At 37.7% G+C, this 21,796-nt stretch carries 11 protein-coding genes; 4 read left to right on the top strand and 7 right to left on the bottom strand.

Features of this window, described 5'->3' with window-relative positions; all coding sequences use genetic code 11:
- Positions 1-21 precede the first annotated feature (21 nt).
- From ACHRWY_RS23770 to ACHRWY_RS23755, 4 genes are all read right to left on the bottom strand, one after another.
- Positions 22-8,073: a gliding motility-associated C-terminal domain-containing protein gene (locus ACHRWY_RS23770; protein ID WP_395357878.1), complete on the bottom strand. Its 8,052-nt coding sequence runs from the start codon at positions 8,071-8,073 to the stop codon at positions 22-24.
- Positions 8,074-8,923: 850 nt separating this feature from the next.
- The gene (locus ACHRWY_RS23765; protein ID WP_395357877.1) at positions 8,924-9,565 is read right to left on the bottom strand and encodes a DUF6891 domain-containing protein; all 642 of its coding nucleotides are present in this window, start codon (positions 9,563-9,565) and stop codon (positions 8,924-8,926) included.
- 39 nt (positions 9,566-9,604) lie between these two features.
- Positions 9,605-10,354, bottom strand: a complete 750-nt coding sequence (locus ACHRWY_RS23760) for a DUF2314 domain-containing protein (protein WP_395357876.1) — start codon at positions 10,352-10,354, stop codon at positions 9,605-9,607.
- A 459-nt stretch (positions 10,355-10,813) separates the two neighbouring features.
- Positions 10,814-11,047: a hypothetical protein gene (locus ACHRWY_RS23755; RefSeq protein WP_395357875.1), complete on the bottom strand. Its 234-nt coding sequence runs from the start codon at positions 11,045-11,047 to the stop codon at positions 10,814-10,816.
- Between the two features lie 448 nt (positions 11,048-11,495).
- Between ACHRWY_RS23755 and ACHRWY_RS23750 the strand changes: the two genes are divergently transcribed.
- Positions 11,496-12,530 (top strand): hypothetical protein, encoded by a 1,035-nt coding sequence (locus ACHRWY_RS23750; protein ID WP_395357874.1) that lies wholly within the window; start codon positions 11,496-11,498, stop codon positions 12,528-12,530.
- 50 nt (positions 12,531-12,580) lie between these two features.
- Here the strand turns inward: ACHRWY_RS23750 and ACHRWY_RS23745 are convergent, their stop codons facing one another.
- The 3 genes from ACHRWY_RS23745 to ACHRWY_RS23735 form a co-directional block, all read right to left on the bottom strand.
- Entirely contained in the window at positions 12,581-13,828 is a 1,248-nt protein-coding gene (locus ACHRWY_RS23745) for an MFS transporter (protein WP_395357873.1), read from the bottom strand.
- A gap of 209 nt (positions 13,829-14,037) precedes the next feature.
- Positions 14,038-14,265 carry a hypothetical protein gene (locus ACHRWY_RS23740; RefSeq protein WP_395357872.1) on the bottom strand — a complete coding sequence of 76 codons (228 nt, stop codon included), beginning with the start codon at positions 14,263-14,265 and terminating at the stop codon, positions 14,038-14,040.
- 6 nt (positions 14,266-14,271) lie between these two features.
- Positions 14,272-14,868 carry a TetR/AcrR family transcriptional regulator gene (locus tag ACHRWY_RS23735; protein WP_395357871.1) on the bottom strand — a complete coding sequence of 199 codons (597 nt, stop codon included), beginning with the start codon at positions 14,866-14,868 and terminating at the stop codon, positions 14,272-14,274.
- 256 nt (positions 14,869-15,124) lie between these two features.
- Between ACHRWY_RS23735 and ACHRWY_RS23730 the strand changes: the two genes are divergently transcribed.
- From ACHRWY_RS23730 to ACHRWY_RS23720, 3 genes are all read left to right on the top strand, one after another.
- Positions 15,125-16,357: an ROK family protein gene (locus ACHRWY_RS23730; RefSeq protein WP_395357870.1), complete on the top strand. Its 1,233-nt coding sequence runs from the start codon at positions 15,125-15,127 to the stop codon at positions 16,355-16,357.
- A 482-nt stretch (positions 16,358-16,839) separates the two neighbouring features.
- A complete protein-coding gene (locus ACHRWY_RS23725; RefSeq protein ID WP_395357869.1) occupies positions 16,840-20,274 on the top strand; it encodes a SusC/RagA family TonB-linked outer membrane protein in 3,435 nt (1,144 codons plus the stop codon).
- A 17-nt stretch (positions 20,275-20,291) separates the two neighbouring features.
- The gene (locus ACHRWY_RS23720) at positions 20,292-21,746 is read left to right on the top strand and encodes a RagB/SusD family nutrient uptake outer membrane protein (RefSeq protein WP_395357868.1); all 1,455 of its coding nucleotides are present in this window, start codon (positions 20,292-20,294) and stop codon (positions 21,744-21,746) included.
- Positions 21,747-21,796: the final 50 nt, after the last annotated feature.

Below are 21,796 nucleotides of genomic sequence, written 5' to 3'. Positions count from 1 at the left end.
TTACGCTCCCGGAAATTAAATTTATCTCGTTATATACAAATAGCCTGATTTCTCGTGTGCTCCGCCGTTATTGATATCTTTATATTTTAAGATATAGAAATAAGTTCCGGCTGGTAATTCACTGGACTGGCTTACCGTAGTTCGTCCTTCAGAAATTCCTTTAAATACACGATCTGTATTGTTGTAATGATCACGTTCGAATACTAATACTCCCCAACGATTGTAAATTTCTACCCTGTTATCTGAATAACATTCAAGTCCGCGAATGTAGAAAGCGTCATTTTTTCCGTCTTCGTTTGGTGAAACGGCATTAAATACTTCGATTACACAACCGGTAACATCTAATACTGTTGGTTTATCTTCTGAAAGAGAACTGTCATCCGAAACATCACTTACTGTTGTGTTTAAAGGTGTTGTTCCCGTTACAGTTGCCTGATTGCTTACTTTTCCTGAATTAATATCGGCCTGAGTCAATTTATAGATTCCTTTAAATTCAGTTGAATTGGTTTCTCCTGCTTCTAAACTAATTGGGTCTCCCGTTAACTCTAATCCTTCTTTAATATCGGTTACGCTTACATGGGTCAACGGCACATTACCAAGATTTGTAATTTCAAAACTATAACTCAGTGTTTCTCCCGCTTGTGCAAAACCATCATTGTTATTGTCATCAAAAACAACTGTTTTGATCAACCCAATTGAACAGTTGTATAAGGTCAGGCTAACCGGTGTTCTGGTTAAGCTGCTGCATCCTGAAGTTGTATTTACGGTTTCAGCGTAATAGGTTACTGTTCCTACCGTGTTTAATGTTGGCGATGTTACACTATTTCCAGCTGTGGCTGACGTATACCAAACTACTTTTGTTCCTTCGGGCGCACTTGCAGTTGCCGTCAGTGTTTTTACATTTTCAGATACGCAAGCGCTTTGATCTCCTCCGCTTATTGGGGCAGGAATCGTATTTTTCATGATCACATTTTGATTGACACTGGTAATATTGCCATTTCCATCATCAAAAATCCAGGTCACTACCGTAGTTCCCTGCTGGGCAATGGGGAAAACAGCTGAGGTCGTTCCGGTTATTATTCCCGCACAGGCATCGTTAGCTTTTGGCGTTTCAGGTGTTCCGCTACAACCTTCTAATGTCACATCGGCTAAAGCAGGTACAACCGGTACTGTTGTATCTTTTACGATTACATTTTGATTGGCCTGAATTGTATTTCCGTTACCATCATTAAAAGTCCAGGTGACTACCGTTGTTCCTTGTTTGGTAATTGGAAAAACGGTTGTGGTCGTTCCTGTTATCATTCCGGCACAAGCATCAAGAGTGGTTGGTGCAACTGGTGTTCCGCTGCATTCTCCAATAGTTACATCGGCCAAAACTGGTATTGTTGGAGCTGTTGTATCTTTTACGATTACGTTTTGACTGGCTGTTGTTGTATTTCCGTGACCATCATCAAAAGTCCAGGTTACTACTGTAGTTCCTTGTTTGGTAATTGGGAAAACGGTTGTGGTCGTTCCTGTTATAGTTCCTGAACAAGCATCAATAGTGGTTGGTGCAACTGGCGTTCCGCTGCATTCACCAATCGTAACATCAGCCAAAACCGGTGTTTGTGGTACTTGAGTATCTTTAACCGTAATGGTTTGAATTAAATTTGTTTTTAGTCCGCTGCAATCTGTTAAGGTATACGTTCTCGTTACGATGTATGGTGTATTAATGCTGCCTGATCCACCGTTGTTCGTATCTGAAACAGTTATTACAACACCTCCGCTACAATTATCTGCTGCATCGGTAATCAGATTTACATTGGCTACCGGAATTTCCGAAATACATTGTACGGTTATATCAGCAGGAGCTGTTCCTGTTGGTGCAATTGTATCATCAATAGTGTAGGTATACACCCAATTATGCGCGTTGCCTTCGCAATCTGTAAAAGTATACGTATAGGTTACATCTCCTTCGCAAGCTGGCGTTGCCGAAATAACCGGCGCACTTGCCGTTAAAGTATTTCCGCAATTGTCTTTTACAACCGGAACTACAGGTGCTACAATTCCCGAAACACATGCCACAGTTGATCCCTGATTGGCTGGCATGGTAAAGTCTGCTCTTTCAATGGTGTAGGTATACACCCAATTGTGCGCGTTTCCTTCACAATCTGTAAAAGTATACGTGTACGTTACATCACCTTCGCAAGCTGGCGTTGCCGAAATAACCGGCGCACTTGCCGTTAAAGTATTTCCGCAATTGTCTTTTACAACCGGAACTGCAGGCGCTACAATTCCCGAAGCACATGCCACAGTTGATCCCTGATTGGCTGGCATGGTAAAATCTGCTCTTTCAATGGTGTAGGTATACACCCAATTGTGCGCGTTGCCTTCACAATCTGTAAAAGTATACGTATAGGTTACATCTCCTCCGCAAGCTGGCGTTGCCGAAATAACCGGCGAACTTGCCGTTAAAGTATTTCCGCAATTGTCTTTTACAACCGGAACTGCAGGCGCTACAATTCCCGAAGCACATGCCACAGTTGATCCCTGATTGGCTGGCATGGTAAAGTCTGCTCTGTCGATAGTAAAAGTTTGGATACTATTAGTCGTATTTAAAACTGTATTTTCACCAGCATCTCTTACCTTATTGTTATTGGTATCTGCATATTCCGTTACCGTATAAGTTCTCGTAACTGTTCCGCTACAACCCGGATTTGGTCCGTTTGAAGCACTGATTACAAGTACACCACACGGGTTAGTTCCTATAAATCCATTTGCATTTCCTAAAGCTTCAAATTCTGATTTAGTTAATGAAGTGGCAGTTGGCAGTTGCTTATAACATGAAATAGTGGTCGCTGCAAATGTGGGATGGGTTACTTCAAATAAACAACAAACCGGTGCCGTTCCTGAAACTAACAGATTATTACATCCATTAGCATCCTGAATGCTTACATTATAATTGGTTCCTGTAGTAATTGTACCAGAAGTCCAACTATTTCCTGACCATGTTCCCGGTGCTCCTGTTCCTGTTACGGTATAGGGTGCTAATCCTTTTACCGCTACATTCAAAGTATATCCTAAACCATTGGCAGAGCATGAGGTCGACTCTGTTCCCACTTTCTCAACAGATGTTTTAGCTGTAAGGGTTGCAATATTAGAAATATTTCCTTCTGCATCACGTCCGGTATATTGTATTGGCCTTGGATTTAGTATGGTATTCGATACTGGAACAAAAGTGATTTCTCCTGTTGTTTCATTGACATTCCACGTTCCTTCTAAATCAATCGTCATGCTTATCACATCACCATTCCCATCTGTAATGATTCCTGTTGCCCCAACTGGTGCAATTAAACTTATTGTAGCAGGTACAATAGTATCCCCCGTTGTATCATTTGCTAGTACATTGATTACTGTTGAGGTTGCTCCCTGTGTATAACAATGTGAATCGTTTGTGGCAACCGGTAATAAATCCATGGTTTTAGTAGCTGTTTCACAGATACAATTATCTGCTGTAGAGATAACAGCCACTATTTTTCCAGCTCCGCATGCACTTGCTCCTGACAATGTATAGTTTTCAGTACCTGTTGCTCCTGCAGCAATTGAACCTGTCATGGTATAGGTTCCTAACAATGATCCTGTTTGATTTCCTGATGCATCGGCACAATAAAAACTTATTTTAACAGGATTGGCCGGACCTGAATTGGTTTGATTTAATGTACTGGTATTCGTAACCGATACAGAACCAGAATAAGTGCCTGCGGTATAAGTGCCTTTAAAACTTGTAATTTCTAATGTTGGATTCGAAATTGTATATTCGTAAGAAGTGCTTCCGGTTTGGATCGCAATATTCGAACAAATTCCGCCCGGAGCTGAACTACAGCCTACTCCGGCAATGTCATCAACGGTTTGCAGTACTACCCTGTAGTTTGAACACGCTACGGAACTTGTTTTTTCGACTGCAAATGTATAGTTGAGTTTATCTCCTGAGTTCATTCCGGCAGGAATTCCTAAGTCGATATAACGTTGACCTGCTCCATTGGTGGCAATTCCTTTAAATGTAGCGCATGGGCTACCAACGCAAGCGTATGAACCTGCCACATAATCATAACCCGGAGGCAGAATGATATGTGCTGAACCTGTTGAACCTGTTGGCACAGAAGAAACAATGGTATGGGCTGCACTAAAAACTACCGGACTATTGCAATTATTAAATGAGCCTGAAGTTAGCGCTAAATTGCTCACGACAAAATAACCCGGAACCACACCATTTGCGTTAATGGATAATGAGGCTGATCCTACTCCGTCTCCTGTAGCCGGTGCACCACATGAACGATTTGCACTGGCAAATATGTTGATGTTTGAACCTGCTACAAAATCGCAATTGGTGTTTAATGAAAAACGAAGTCCTATTAATCTTAAATTATTATTTCCTCCGTCATTTAATGTTCCGGGTAAGCCCTGAATTGGATAATTTGGATGTGAACTTAAATCTACCGTTGTTCTTGTGCCTGAGCTGGTAAAACTAACCGGGCTCCAGTTCCCTGAATTAGCAGGATATTCGGCCTGGATTGAACCGGATTCATAAAACATTCCAACAGGTAAATCAACCACAAATTTGTTGTTTACCGTATTTCCTGCTCCTGCAGAGTTCATTCTGTACTCAAACGGAATAGCGGTACATAAGTCGACTGGTGCTGTTGGCTGTTTTACAGTGATAATCTGTACCTCCGCAGTTTGCGGAATAAACGGTAAAGCTATTGTATTATGGTTACAAGTATAACCGGACGGATCTGTTGGAAATGAAGCACAGTTCCAGCCTGCATCAACATTGATGGTTGTAGCTACACAAGTAGTATAATTAAAATCGATACGATAATCTTTTGTTGCCGCTGTTGTTAATCCTGCAGCACTCAGTTTAAACCATACCCCCCCAGCATAATTGATTGGTGTTAAAGCTGTATTGGTCGCTACATCTACGATTTGCGTGATGGTAACTCCGGATACATTTGGTACAGAAATCCAGGTATAAGGGGCTGTAGCTGTTCCTGTATTAGCCAGGCGAACTGTAAAACTTTCGGTTGGTTTTGAAGCCTGTATGGTTCCGGTTTGATTTGTAAACGCAACTGTTGGTTTTGTTGCTGCATTGTAAGGTACAGTGACCGTAAAAGTTTGCGTTTTTTTATCCGGATTCGAAAATCCTAAATCTTTATAGTGATAATATAAATCCTGAAATTCACCTGTTATCGAATACGATTCAGAGGCAGCTGTAGCACAGGTTGGCGACATATCTACGTAATAAGACTGATAATTTAATGAAGGTCGTAAATCATTTACGACTACAGGAAGTTCATATCGGTAGGTATTTCCAACTACTGAAGCCGGTGTTAAATAAGCAGCTCCAAATTGAGTGTTTTTTACTCCAACCATCGCATAACCTGCCGGAACCGTAACTGTATAAGCCGTCATGACATATCCGGGACGTATTTCATTTTTATAAAAGTTTCCGGATGCTGCATATTGCCTAAAAATGGTACTTTGAGACGAAGCAATTCCGCAGGCATTTGTAGCATTTTGAGAATAGGGACTAAACCCAAAACTGGTACCCACCAGATAAAGTTCCGGAACTCTGTTGTTACAGGAAACTTCATTATTCGCAGCATCTAAATTATAGAAATACATACCGTTACCGGTTTGTACATCATTATTAGGTAAAGCATTCGTTGAAACGGTATAATGTGCTACTGTTTCATAAGTATCTCCGGCTAATAAACCTCCTGCCGGCAAGGCTGCAGTTAAATTCCATCGTATGACCTGAATACCATATGAAGGTAAAACTCCGGTAGTAGTGGTTCCGGTAGTGGTAAATGTTGTACTTGTTCCGGTTGAAACAGTTACCCCTGCTCTTTTGATCACTACATCAATACTCAAAGGCGTTAGTTTATCACCATTTCCTGCATATTTATTAATAGAAGTGTTGAGGTATAAATTGGCTGCCGGAATACCATTTTGAACTCCGGTAGCCGTAATATCAATTTGATCCAGGTACAAAGCTTTTGATAAGTCGTAGGCAGAAATAGCACTTCTAACCTGATGTGTAGTCAAAGTAGTATTGGTCCATCCTAATGAATTATCGGCTCTTTCGACTTTTGAACTTCTGATACTGGCTCCTCCAGCCGGACATGGACCCGGACAAACTACCTTTCCTACAGTGTACGTACCACAAAACACGGCACTATTACAGTTACAGGAAGCTGTTTTATCATTAATATATTTAAAATTGTATGGTATCGTTAATCCTGCACCACACGAAGTATTACAATCAACAACCAGATCAAGATAAACCATTCCCGGTAAAACGCCCGGTGAGACTACCGTCACCACGTTACCCGTTTGTGTGATTGTTGGTGTTAAAAAAGTGGTGCTATTAATGTCTTTTCCATTATTCCACTGTGGATTACCTGTACCCGAAAGACTAACTCCTGCAGGTAAAGTAATTTCATAAGTCCACTTTTGATTGGCATTAAAATTAAGTGGGGCCATGGCATACCAGTTCACAGAAAACCGCATTCTGAAAGGCACGCCACAATCTACATTCGAAGGGGCATAACTATTATCTGCTGTTTGTAAAGTTTCTCCAAAAAAAGTAGACAAAGGAGTATCCCTGTCTGCACTATAATGAGAATCTCTAATAAAATCAGAGGTCGCAACTGTACTGCTGCACATCGTCGTATACGAAATTGTACCACAAAATGAATAATATAAAGAACGGCTAATGTTGCAGGTTGCGCTACAGTTCATTAGCGCAGCAATATCAAAAGTTACGGATGCGCCAGCTGGTAAATCATCGTAAAAACCATCTCCGTCAAGATCATCCAGACCAACTCCAACCCCATCAGGATCAGCGGTAAATAAATCTTTAAGATTCATACTGTAGATACTGGTCCCTGTTCCTCCGGTATGTGGTACCGTTTTACCATTAATCGTTGCAGCATTTAAATTTAAACTCTGAAACTGCATATTTTGCAAAGCTGTTCCAGCCGCAACACCTTGTCCGATATTAAAGGCAGCATTGTACATTGTTGCAGCGGTTGTATTTCCTGTTCCTGCATTTTTGTATAAAACTTTAAATAAAAACGGGGTACAATCGTTAACATAACCCACTTTAGAAACGGTAAACTGGCTGTAGTTTGGGACACCTGAAACCATCGTAACACCTGCGCTACCTGATACCGTCTGGCACCAGGTTGCCGGCGTTAAACCGCAGCCCCAACCTGCGGAATAATTCGTCGCTGCACTACATGTTTTTACGAGGTAGGTTTCTGTAAAAGTCAAAGCTTCACCAAAACAAAAATCACCACCGGGTAATTGTGCGGCATTTATGGTATAATAAGAAGTTGTACCCACGGTAGATGTTGGCGTAATCGCAACACCTCCAAGAGTAAGACTTGTTTGTTTAATTCCGTTTGAAGGATAATCTATCGTAAAATTAACCTCATTTGTGCATCCGTTACCACCATTGGTAATCGTAAAAGTCCTGGAATACGTCTGACCTATAACAGCGTTATTTTGTGTTGCCGGTTGCGTAAAACTAAATACAGGATAAGAAACCTGATAAGCAGATGATGTTCCTGTACTTGCCGTTTGACCGGTAATGGTTCCGGTAACAATGTCTTTAAAAGTTGTTCCGGATATGGCACTTGTTCTTGCAGTACAAGTTGCTTTTCTGTCTATTGTAAAAACAATATAATCTCCGGCAGTTAAGGAGTTTGGCCCCAGTTTAAATTGGGGTGCATTGACTGTTCCGCCATTATCCGTAATGGTTAGTGCAGCTGTTCCGCCGTTTTTCAAAACACTTCCTGATACGTATTCAATACCAGCTGGTAACTGGATGGTTACACTTCCTCCGGTTGCAGAGGCTGTGGCAACATCAAGTCGGACTTGTAATAAAGAAGAGGAATTACAAACCGTTAAATTTCGTGGATTCTGCACAGGTGCAGCGGCATGATTAGGAAAACTAATCAGAAAAGATTGAGCGTTAACACTTACACATCCCAAAAAAAACAGGATTAATAAAGTAATTTTTGCTTTCATGTTGTGGTCGTTTTTGTAATGGTTTTTAATTTTAGAATATATAATTATGCTATTTTACAGCGTGACGATATCTATCCTAACAACCATTCATGCAAGACATCTAAAACACAAGTACAATTCGTTACTACGAATGTTTGTTTCAGTTTATTTCACATTATTGTGGTGGTTAGAAATACTATTATTTCCAAACAAATAGGGTGGATAATCTTAGGATAGAATTTGGGGAATTCCGGCACTGTGACTAATACTAAAAAATCAATTATATAATTCTGATAAGAAAATTATTTCGACAAAAGTAATTTCAACGAAACCAATAAATTGTAGGACACACAACTCTTCTGTGTAGAACTTTTTCTACATCAAATAAGGGCTTTTCGCAGGTGTTTTGAAGTGGTTGTTAAACTCGTTTGAATAAAGAAACAATCCGCTAAACCAACAGAAGACAGCTGGTTTTCAATCAAATATTTTTTTTTATTTTGAAGAAGTTTAAAAAAAAATCAGGCAGAATCGAAAACATCCAACCATGATGTTTTCGATTCTGCCTGATGCATCTGCAACTTTGGGAGATAAACTAACCAGTCTTCCCTTGGTTATCCACTATTTTAAGAATACCTTATATTCCCTGCTCAGGCACTGACTTGCACTGGTCGCTAATTTTCCGGAATGCTCTTTACTAATGAGCTTACGACGTTTTACAACTACCGTATCACCATTTACACAGGTATTATTAACTTTTTTTCATAGTAAGCCGGACCATTGAATTGGTATTGGCATTAAATCCTGAAACAAAAAAATGGCAGGTTAAGTACTCTCACCTGCCATTTTAGTTTATTTCTTATTTTAAAGAGTTTTACTCCGTCATCACATCAACTACTTTTTTATAATCCAGTAAGTCCCTGTTACTTTCATCATACAGAAGTTGCCATTTAAAATTGGGAATCAAAATTTTGCTTGTCGCCTGTTCATTCCATACCACTTCAAAACCGTTTTTCTTTAATATCTCTGCTACTTTTTTACCAACGGCAATTGTAACGTCATCATGATCATTATTGATTTTTTGAAATGCAATATACAAACTCGGATCTTCTAATTCTATGGCTCTCGAAAGGTCCTGTTCGTGATAAAAACAATATCCGGCAGATGCTTTTTGGCGGTCGTTTAATTGAACTTCAACTTCGACCACTTCATACTCTCCGTCACTTGTGGTAAAACCTGCATTGTGCAGGGCAATAATATTTTGGTGGCACAACTCATCAAATGCTGTTATCAATCGGTCTGTATCTGTTGGTTTGCTCCATTTTTCACTTTCTTTTAGCACCTTTTGAAATTCAGTATCAATCAGGTCATTTGCCCATTTTTCCGAAATTTCGCTTTCAAATTCATTATCTTCAATTTCTTCCAGTATATTTTCTTTAATTTCATCAGGCGATAAAAATCCCATTCGTACCTGATTAAATATAGACTCATATATAAATTCTTCGTTTTCTGTCATTGTTTCTTCTTTTCTATCGGTTTAAAAAAAACGTTTGTTTTATTTTTCAAGTACCGGAATAATATGTTCCCAATCGAGTGCTCTGGCAAAATCTAATGCTGTCTTGCCGTTTTTCGTTTTTTCGTTTTTGTCTATTCCCAGATCCAGTAAAACTTCGACTGAGGTTACATTGCCCGCAATGGTTTCTCTGTGCAGAAAATTATAACCAAAATCATCGCTTAATAATTCTTTTGGATTTTGTTTTAAAAAGTCAATTAAACTGTCCTTCATATTGATACTCATAGGATGTTCTATTAAACCCTCAGGATGTTCATCCTGGTTATGGACCACTCTGATATTGTTATAATCGTCAAAATCCAAACCCCAGGCCTCATCATGTTCTGCCCTTTCGTGATCATTCATTTCAGAACGTAAAGCCTGAATTGTAAAACCTCCGTATGCTCTTCCTCCGGACGAAAATAACCAGTCACTCAACTGACTTAGCGGAATCTCTACATGAGCTCCATTATCAATATTGGTGAGTTCATTGGGCGTATTAATCAAAATACCTTTTATAGTTTCGCCATCAAATTCAACATCGTTAATCCACATGTGTTCGACTGCTGTTTCGTCTTCAAGTTCTTGTGAGAATGCAACTTTCACACACGCCACATCCAATGCCGGAACAATACGACGGTATTCCCAGGAAAGTTCCCTCCAAAAATATTTAAACGTTTTTTGTGCCCTTTCAAAAGCTTCGATCATTTTTGGACTGTCTGCTTTTGCAAAATAGATATTGTTATCTGCCATTTCTTTTATTTTAAATTCTACGTTTATTTAATTTTACTTTTAAGAACCCTTTTATTTCACCACAAACCGCAATCAACAATAATAAGAATTACGGGTGCTAAAACGAAGTCTCAATTGGTATGTATAAGTTTTGGTCCGGTATTCGAACCTGCGCATTTTATATTCGAAATAAAAACAATTCTAAAACTATACATGCTAACGTATAATTTACACTAATCTTGTAATGTAAATCTTCTTTTTTTACAAATTAATTCATTTCGAAAGTAACTAGTAGCAACACAATCAGTTAAAACAGGCACTTTTCTAAAATCTTAAAAGCAGAATTTAAAAGAATTGAGGACCCTGAATTGTCTGAGTCTCCTAACTTGGGTCTCTGCAGCCTCAAACGCAGCGAAACCAATAAAAAACCCCGGCTTTTCAGGATCGGGGTTTATAATTATTTATTAGTTCTAAAAAAACTTATTCTACATCTAAATAAGGACTTAAAATTTCGGCCAATTCATTCAGCCAATAAAAGTTATTTTCTAAATTGATTTTTTCGTTTTGAATCGTTTCGTGCTGTCTCAAAGATCCCAAAGCAAGAACATAATTTACCTGCCTGATAGACTTCGCCATTTCCTGCGGATCTATGGTGTTTTTAAAAAAATTCATCAGCCTTGTTTCGGCTTCTTTTGAAAGGGTGTTTGTACTCATAATGTCGTATTAAAAATTTATTTTGTTCTTAAAGCCGTATTTTAAGCAGTGTAAATATAGTAAAACTATTTTACTGTTATAGGTTTTTTCTCATAAATAAAAATAAATAAATTATTTTTATAGGATAAAATACCTACTATAATTTTACTGTTAAAACTCATTTCCAGTCGCTTAAAAACATTAAAAATACATTACATGCGCTAAAATAAATAAACCAAATTTAATATCAGTCAAAATTGTTGCTTTTACAAGTAACTAATGTGAACAGAAACAATACCAATCATCTGAAATAAAATCCGGTAACCATGATCAAAATGACATTTACAGCGTTAAAAAAGGTCTTCCTTAGTCGCTTTTACAAGAGAAAAAACATTCTCCAAAATGATACAATTCATTTAAGAATCTCTACTTTTAAAACATAAATTTATAACGGATTTCCAAAAGTTTTATGATAAAAAAATACAGCTCCTTACTTATTTTTATTGCCATCGAAATAAGTATAGCTTTGATTAGTTTAAGTAATTCCGTTCCAAATGATTCCGTTTTAACAACCCTGTTTCTCATCGTGGCTCCGGCACTTTATTATGTACTGACAAAGAAAAAACAAACCGAATTTACGTTTTGGTTTGTGTTTTATTCTGTCTTTAAAATTACTCCCTATATCTTCAAAATGGAAGGCAATATTTTTGAAGTCATTTTTGAGTGGAAAATCTATTTAAACAGTGCCTTTCTGATCTTCTTGTTATGGAAAGGATTCCAATTTATTCGAAATTTCAGAAAAGCAGTACAACAAAACGATACGATTGAAAAGGACGAATATGACATTATTTCGGATACTTTAAAAAAAGCAATCCCGTTTAAAAAATTAGGAAAAATGATCTCTTTTGAAGTTTGCTCTTTCTATTATTGTTTTATAAAATGGAGCAGAAATAAAAGTGATACTACTCGTTTTTCCGGATACCGCGAAAGTGGCGTAAGCGCGGTTTATATGGGTTTAATGCTGGTTTCTGTAGTTGAAGCAATTGGGGTACACATGCTTCTGGTTGCCTGGAACAGCGCAGTCGCGATTCTTTTTTTGGTACTTCACGTTTATTTATTAATCAATTTGACAGGACATTTAAAAGCTGTTTTTTTTAGGGCTCATCTTGTTTTATCACAAAAAATAATCATTCGTTACGGGCTTTTTGACACTTTAGAAATTCCTCTTGATTCAATTAATATGATACAAAAATTTGAAGGTGATTATGAGAAAAGCAATGAACTTGTAAAATTTGCATTGTTAGGCAAACTGGAACCTCATAATATTTCGATTGAACTAAAAGAGAGCAGAACCGTTACTTTACCATTTGGCATTACAAAAGACCCCAAAAGAATATTGCTTTATATAGACAACGCAAATGATTTTATCAAAACCATAAAAGACAAAATCGAGGAACCCAAAACCTTTGAAACGGTATCTCTAAAACGGGAAAAAAGCATGTGATACAGTAAAATATCACATGCTTTTTTTATGAATCAGAAAAAGGTAAGTCTTTAAACTTTCAGTGCTTTCTCTTTTGATTTTACGAGCTGATTTACCCTCCAGATTAAAAACACCGTTGAAAGTGTAATCACGGCAATAACATATCCTAAAATATCATAATTTTCTAAAGGCGCCGATTTTGTTTTCTGATGTACAATATACCCGGCAAAAACAGCTCCGATTCCGCCTGCAATTTGTTGCAACGAAGACGAAATTGACATGTATGCCCCACGGTCTTTCATTTCAGGAATAGCAGTATTTAAGGTTGTGGCCGGAATCATTCGGCTCATAATTCCCATGAACAAAATCATATTGATCACTACGATTTCCCATAACGGAATTGGATCTAAATTGGTATAAATAAGGATCATTACAATTGAAATCACAGAACCTCCGGCAAACAATTTAAACTTGCTTATCTTATCACTCAATTTTCCCACTAATGGCATAATAAATAAAACCGAAAGTCCGGTAAAGAAAAATACCATAGGCAATTCAAGCTGACTGATATGAATATTGTTGACCAAAAAGGCGCTTCCAAAAGGCTGCAGCATAAAACCTCCAACCGAAAGAAAGGCAATAGAAGCAAAACCAATCTGATATTGTTTGTTGCTCAAAGTATGCCAAAGATGTACAAAAGGGCTTTTGTCCAACTGCAATTCTAAGTGTTTGTTAATAGCCTCCATTTGGGTTATGATCGCTATAAGAATCAACACGCCCAAACCGGCAATCATTAAAAATGACGAATGCCATCCCCAGTGATTGGCGCAATATAGCCCAATTGGGATTCCTAAAATCTGACTGGTGGCAAATGCCATTTGAATAAACCCCATAACACGCCCTCTTTGATGTATAACGAATAAATCGGTTACAATGGCCAGAGAAACAGAACCAATAACGCCGCCAAAAAGCCCGGTCACGATCCTGGCTAAAAGCAACATCGTGTAGCTGGTAGAAAGGGCACAGAAAACAGTACCAATAATAAATCCTGTATAAAAGAACATCAGGAGTTTTTTACGGTCAAATTTATCGGCAAAACCTGCGGCCAGCAATCCTGAAATCCCGGCACTAAAAGCATAAGCCGAAACGGCAAAACCAAAGTTTGCCGTGGTCATATTAAGCGTTTTCATTAAAATATCTCCCAGCGGAGAAATAACCATAAAATCAAGTATTACAGTAAACTGCAAAAGTGCCAGAATAGCAATAATGATAATTTGGTGTGAAGTAAAAGCGGGACTTTCCCCAGTAGTTTTTTCCATTTAAATGGTTATTTTTTGATTAAGGTTCATTTTTTGGGATACACTACGCAAAAAAACGTAACACATAAAAACATAGATTTTAGGTTTAGAAAAAGAATACAAAAAGAAACATTTCTTTTACATAGTGCCTATGTATACTTTGAAAAAGTGAAACGCCTTTCTGATCATGCAAATCCTGTGTCCCTATGGGTTAAAATGCATCCTGTGGGTTAAAATAATTCCTGACACTCATGACCAAACTCTGTGATCATGCCAATAATTGTTTCAGGTTTCAGTACATCCGATACAACGCGCAATACGCAATCGACATCTTCGTGATCGATACTCCATTGCTGAATATCCGAATGACTATTTAATGTTTTGTGCAGCTCACAAGACGGATCTGCATTTTTAATATTGGTTTTAAAAACATGTATTGTATTTAAATCTGTTTCCATAATTTTTCATGGTTTTAAAGCTTTAATCGTTGCCTTAAAAGCTTCGTGCATCATTTCTCTGGTAAGTTTAAATGGCTTCCCTCCCATACTCTTACCCTCAGTATGGAGGTTTAACAAGGTGTATAACGGGCCATAAGCCACCGCCCAGAACACTTCGAATGTTAGTGGTATGAGTTCTTTATTACGAAGTCCCCTTTCAATAAACTCCTTCATAATCATTCTAAAATCTGCAAACTCTTTAATAGAATCCAGAATGGCTTCTCCGTGAGGTGAATGTTTGATAATTTCAAAAAATGCAACTTCTTTAGGATATTTCATTGTAAAGGCAGCCCGGTTCTCCCATTGTTTCCACAACCCCTCTTCAAATGACATTTTCGGCGAAAAATCTTTTACTGTACCTGTAAAAAACTTAAGTGCAATCACCGCCCCTATTTTTTGTATTAAATCATCTTTGTCTTTGTAATAAATGTATAGAGTACCAACAGAGATAGAACAGGCTTTGGCGAGTTTGTTCATGCTAAAACCCTGAAATCCGTCTTCCACAATTTGATCAATTGCAGTTGCAATCACCAGTTTCTCTTTGTCAATGTCTCTAATTCTCATGCCATTTTTTTGACAAAGATAAAATAATAAATGAATGAACATTCTTTTATTTATTTTTTTTTCATGCTGCCATTACGGGATAGGGTGACGTATACAATCAAAATCGAATTGTATTTAATTTTTCACCTTTATTATTATAAAATTTTAAAAACTATTTAGCAATAGCTAAAAAATTTAATATTGAAACCTAAATACCATTATTAATTTAAAAATTATAGTAAGTTTGTAAGTAGTAATTACTGTAATTGATAAAACCATGAGTTTAAAAGACTTATTAGACGTTAGCAAAGACAAAAGCCTCTCAGGGCAAAAATGGCACATGCTTAGGCAATCTATCACAAAACGATTGTTATCGGGCGGAAATGCTACTATTGCAGAATTAAGTACAGAATTACAATCGAGTGTTCCTACTGTAACCAAAGCCGTAAATGAATTACTCACCGAAGGTTATGTAATTGATATGGGTAAAATTACCAATAGCGGCGGACGCAGGCCTTCGTTATACAGTATCAATCCTACCTGTGCTTACTTTTTAGGCGTTGAGGTCGGAATCAGCAGTATGTCGATTGGCTTGCAAAACATCAAAAATGAATTAGTGAGTGTTGAACTCGGAGCTTCGTTTATATTAGAAAATACACAGCAATCCTTATTAAAATTTTGCGAACTTATCAATTCCTTTATCGAAGACAGCTCTGTCGAGAAAAAAATGATTGTTGGGGTTTGCATCAACTTTTCGGGCCGGATCAATTCGATGGAAGGTTTTAGTTATAATTATTTTTTTAGCGAAAACAGACCGTTAAACGAAATTATCTCAGAACAATTAGATCTTCCGGTACATCTCGAGAATGATACCCGTGCAATGGCCTTTGGTGAATATTGTGAAGGTGTTGTAGACGATGAGCAAAACATCATTTTTGTAAATTACAGTTGGGGAGTTGCTATTGGAATGATTACCGACGGAAAGCTATATTACGGAAAATCAGGATATTCAGGAGAATTTGGTCATAGTACTATTTTCAACAATGAGATCATGTGCCAGTGTGGAAAACTAGGCTGTCTGGAAACCGAAATTTCAGGCTGGTCTTTAATCAATCAGTTTAAAGATGCGGTCAAAGAAGGAAAACAATCTAAAGTAATCCTTGACGAAAACTCTTCTACCCTGCAACATAATGCCATTATTAATGGTGCTGTAAATCTTGAAGACACGCTTTGTGTCGATTTAGTAACACAGCAAAGCGAAAAAATGGGACGCTATTTATCTATTCTGTTAAACATCTTCAACCCTGATCTACTGGTAATTGGCGGAGATTTCGCACAATTGGGCGACTATGCTTTACTACCTATTCAGTCTGCATTAAAAAAATATTCTCTCGGTTTAGTCAACCGTGACATGAAGCTTAAAAAGTCTGCTTTAGGCCGTCGTGCGGGCGTTATAGGTGCTTGTTGCGTCATTAAAGAAAAGATGTTATTTCCGTTAATTAATAACTAAATTCGCCAACTACTTCTTAATTATTAAAATATTTTAATAACTAAATTTGATATATTAAAATATTTTATATCTTTACCTCATAATATTAAATTAATTTATTGTTAAAGTTCTCGTAACCTTTAGTCGGGTACTATTAAAAGTTACATTCTTAAATCAATGAAGCTCTTAGAATGCTATAGTAATTTATAGCACTTCTTTTTTAATACAAATTAAAGCTTAAGAGATTTAACTCAAATTAAAGTTTAGAAAATTACCCGTTTATCGGGTTATTCAGTACAGGAAAAATACAAGTTTTATACATGAGGTAAGAAATTAAAAATCACAAATATCAATTCAGACCATTTGCATACCTATCTAGATCTGCATCATAAAAAAAGCCAGCTAATGCTTGCAACATCGCTGGCCGGTTCCTGAAGGAACAATGATTCGAAATAGATAACAGCCTTTAACAAAGTTATTATTAACCAAACCATTACAAAAGTATGAAATTATTGCCTAAAAGTAAACCTAAAGATTGCAGGTCTACTCCTAACTACGTAAAAGTTATCAAATTAACATCGACGTTGCTTTTAGTTTTTACCTTGCAGTTAGCCGCTGCAAAAACAGAAAAAAGTACTGCATTTACAGATAAAAATGTAAAAAGAACTAATCCCATCCAGAAAAAAGTAACCGGTGTTGTGACCAATGAAAAAGGCGAAGCTTTACCTGGTGTAAATATTGTTGCTAAAGGAACCAACTTTAGTGCTCAGACTGATTTTGACGGAAAATTTACGATCGAAGTCCCGGATAATACCACTACTTTAATTGTCTCTTATATTGGTCTTCAGGAACAGGAAGTAACCATTACCAATGCTCCTCTTACCATAGTCCTTAAAGAAATTGGACAACAAATGAATGAGGTTATTGTGGTAGGATACGGTTCTCAAAACAGACGAACTTTAAGTACTGCCGTTTCTAAACTGGATAAAAAAGTTTTAGAAAATGTACCTTATTCAAACGTAACACAATCGCTTCAGGGTAATGTTACCGGTTTGGTGGTTAAAACTTCTTCTGGTCAGCCGGGAAAAGCTTCCAACATTTTAGTACGTGGAGGTACTTCTATTGATAATCCGGCGGGAGCTACTCCTTTATATATAGTAGATGGGGTAATCCGTTCTCAGATCGACGATATAAACTCTCTGGATATTGCTTCACTTCAGGTTTTAAAAGATGCTGCCGCTACTTCTATTTACGGGGCAAGAGCTTCAAACGGAGTTATTATCATTACGACAAATACAGGTAAATCAGGCAAAATGAAAGTTACCTATAATGTTTCGACCCAAAGCAGTCGGATAGGTAAAAAATACGATTTCATGGACGGAGGAGATTATATCAAATTTCAACGTCAGGGTCTCTATAATGCTGCCGAAATTGCGGGACTTGGTACTACAACCGGTATTGCAAGACTGGGGCAGTTAACAGGCGCCACTCCTGCAGGTACGGGAAACAACCTTCAAAACAATACGCCATTTGCCACTTTATTAAAATCGAATTTATCAGCCGAAACCATTAGTACGCTTCAGGCAAAAGGATGGCAGGAATTACAGGATCCATTAAATCCTAACAGTACCATTATGTACAAAAGCACCGACTGGAATGATGTTTTGTTTCAAAATGCCATGACGCAAAGCCATACACTGGGTTTTAGCGGAGGTAACGATACCGGTGTTTTTGATTTGAGTTTAGGTTATTTAAAAGGTGATGGTATTACCATCTTTACAGGCTATCAAAGATTTACCAGTAAATTAAATGCTTCGTTAAAAGTAGCCGATAATTTTACCATCAATGGCCGTATGTTGTTTTCTAAGTCCAGCAACAATCAGGTAGTAGCAAACAGTGTGGTTTTCAACAGATATTTAGGAAATTCCCCCACTACAAAATTATATTTAGAAGACGGAACACTGGCTCCGGGTCAGAATAACATTAACGGAAACCCTTTATACCAAATGGGAAAAGTTAAGGGAATCAACGAAAACAATAAACTTCAAATGAGTGTTGATGGCGAATTGAAACTTGCCAAAGATTTCACCTTTACGCCTTCGATGTCGTTATACAGTGAAAACGAAAACGACAACACTTTTCAACAGGCATTTTTAAGCGGAAGCAGTGGATTAATCGACAATACACGTACTGCAACACGATTGAGCAACCAAATTTATCAGGTACAATACGAAGGTGTTTTTGCCTATAAAAAAGGATGGGATAACCTGGGTGATTTTGATGCCAAACTGGGTATTTCGAAATACGACAGAAGCATAAAAGCTTTTAACGCTTCAGGAAAAGGAAGTCCGTCAGATTTAGCACAAACTTTAGATTCATCACCAATTCCGGTTTCTGTTTACAGCAACAATACAAAATTGGTTTTAAACAGTGTTTTTGGCCGTGTAAATTACGATTACAAAAACAGGTATTTTGCCACAGCATCTTTCCGTTATGATGGTGCATCAAGTTTAGGACCTGATAACAGATACGGTTTCTTTCCCGGAATTTCTGCCGGATGGAACGTACAGGAAGAAAAATTCTGGACTGCTGCCATGCCAAAATTGGTTTCATCACTTAAACTTCGTGGAAGTTATGGTGTAAACGGTAACTTAGGTACTCTGGGCGATTTTCAGGCAGGCGGATTATATTCCGGTTCAACAAATGGTGTAGCCAATAGTTACAACGGACAATCGGCGATTATCAACTCACAAATTGCAAATCCGGGTTTAAAATGGGAACAGTCTCAAACCATAAACGGAGGTTTCGATTTAGGATTTAACGAAGACAAAATCAGAATTATTGGAGATTTCTATAACAAACTAACCTCAGATTTATTAACGAATCTGACTTTACCTTCAAACAGTGGTTTCTCAACAGTTTTAACCAATCTGGGCGGGTTAAGAAGCAAAGGTTTTGAATTGGAAGTACAAGCCAATGTTTACAATCAAAACGACTGGAAAATTAATGTGGGGGCAAACGTTTCTCACAATACCAATACTATTGAAAAACTTCCTTACAACGGAAACCTGAATAACAGAATTGGAGGAACAGAAATTTTTGATCAAAAAAGCGGTTCTTACCAATATGTTGGAGGTTTACAGGAAGGACAAAAAATTGGAAATTTCTATGCACACAACCAATTGTACATTCTTTCTACTCAGGCACAAGCCGATGCTTACAACTTAAAAGTCCACGATACCTATGTAACCAAAACGGCAGCCGGAGGCGGAAATCCTGAAGGCAAAAAATTCGCCGGAGATGCTGTTTTTGAAGATACTGACAACAACGGAATAATCGACAGCAGAGACAGAAAATATATGGGTAATATGTTCCCAACGTTTGTAGGAGGTTTTAATTTTGATGCAACTTACAAAGGATTCTCCTTAACCGTAAGAACAGATTACTCTTTAGGAGCTACAATTTACAACGAAGCAAGAGCCCGTTTCTTAGGCCAGTTTCAGGGGAACTACGGATTACTGGCAGAAAGTGCACAATCCTGGCAAAAAGAGGGTGACATTACAGACGTACCCCGTTACCGTTGGGCAGATCAAACCAACCAAAACAACTTGTTCAGATCTGAAGCAAGCGGAGCAGCTTACAACACCAATATGTTTCAGGGAAATAGCCGTTATTACGAAAGTGGGGATTACTTATGCATTAGAGAAATCACTTTTAGCTATAACTTTCCAAAAACATTTGTCGAAAAAGCAAGGTTAGCTTCACTTCGCATGTATGTGACCGGAAGCAATTTATACTACTTTACCAAATACAGCGGATTAAGCCCTGAAGTACAAGGTATTGACGGAGGATCCAGTTTAGGGTTAAGTGCAGCCGGATCTACCGGTACGTATCCTGTTCCCAGAAATATTATCCTTGGTTTAAATATCAGTTTGTAAATTTTAATACTAAAATCATGAAAAAGAAATTCCTTTTATACACTATACTTTTTGCTAGTCTTTCTCTATTCAACTCGTGTCAGGACGATTTAGAGCTAACATCTGATAGTGTGATTACATCTGATAGTTTTTGGAAAACAGAAGATGATGCCAAAGCCGGCGTAAACGGTATGTACGTTAATTTTAGAATCCAGACACAACAAAATTATTACTTACTGGGTGGTGCCAGAAGTGCCGAAATCACAGCCGGAGTACAGTCTCCGCTCACTTTGGCCAATTATTACAACAACAATCTTACACCGCAAAATATAGATGTAGACTGGGCAGGCCTCTATACCGTAATTCATCAGGCCAACTTAGTTTTAAAGTATGTTCCTCAAATTAGCTTTAGTCCTACAACAATAAACGAGCAAAAAAGATATCTTGCACAAGCCTATTCCATGCGTGCATTATGTTACTTTATCATGGCACGTTCCTGGGGAGGGGTTCCAATAGTGACAGATCCTACAGAGAACACCAATCAGTCGCAATATATTATTCCGCGTAATAGTATTGAAGAAACGTTTGCTTTCATCAAAAAAGATATTGATGCAGCGATTGCCAATTTCCCGGATGCCAACAACACTAAGACTCAATTATCCCTTGCATCCGTTTATGCTTTAAAAGCCGATGTAAATTTATGGACCGCTAAACAATTAAACGGAGGAACAGCTGACTTAAATACAGCTCTTACAGCCATAAACACAATTCCCGGAACCCCAACCTTATTGCCTAACTTTAAAGATGTTTTTGCTTATGATAAAAAAGGAAATGCTGAGGTCGTTTTTGCCGTTCGTTATTCATTAGCAGATTTACCATCAAATTTAGCAGACAACTGGAATCAGTTTATGTTTGTGGGCCCAAGTGATTTTGCTCCCTTAACAACAGCTACAGCAATTGCTACATTTGGAACTTTAGGAACCGGGGCAGGAAATGCCGGTATTTCAAGAGTGCAGCCGGATATTACACGATTTAATTTTACCGGTACAGATACCAGAAAAGCCGCGACATACTTAACTTTATACAACGGAACTGTTCCTGTAGTGACAGGTTTGGTAAAGTATAACGGGACTGTAGACGGAACACTCAGAAGATTTGTAAGCGATATTATCATCTACCGTTGGGCCGATATTTTACTGATGAAAGCCGAAATTAAAAATGCATTAGGTCAGGATCCAAGCACTGAGATGAATCTGGTTATGAAAAGAGCAGATGCTTCGGCTTCTTTTACCAATGATACTCCGGCAAATAACGATAATGTGATTTTAAATGAACGTTTAAAAGAATTGGCCTTCGAAGGAAAAGCGTGGTGGGATCTGGTTCGTTTCAACAAAACAAGCTTAGTACCATCAATGACAGGAAAACAAATCTTGTTTCCAATTTCTCAGAACACGATCAACTTCAATCCAAAAATTACTCAAAATCCATTGTAAAAAACGGATTTAACAATAGAATAAGATTAGACTGGAAACTTAAAAAACTT

Source organism: Flavobacterium sp. FlaQc-48 (assembly GCF_044007335.1).
Lineage (GTDB): Bacteria > Bacteroidota > Bacteroidia > Flavobacteriales > Flavobacteriaceae > Flavobacterium.
This window is presented reverse-complemented; position numbering and strand designations above follow the sequence as displayed.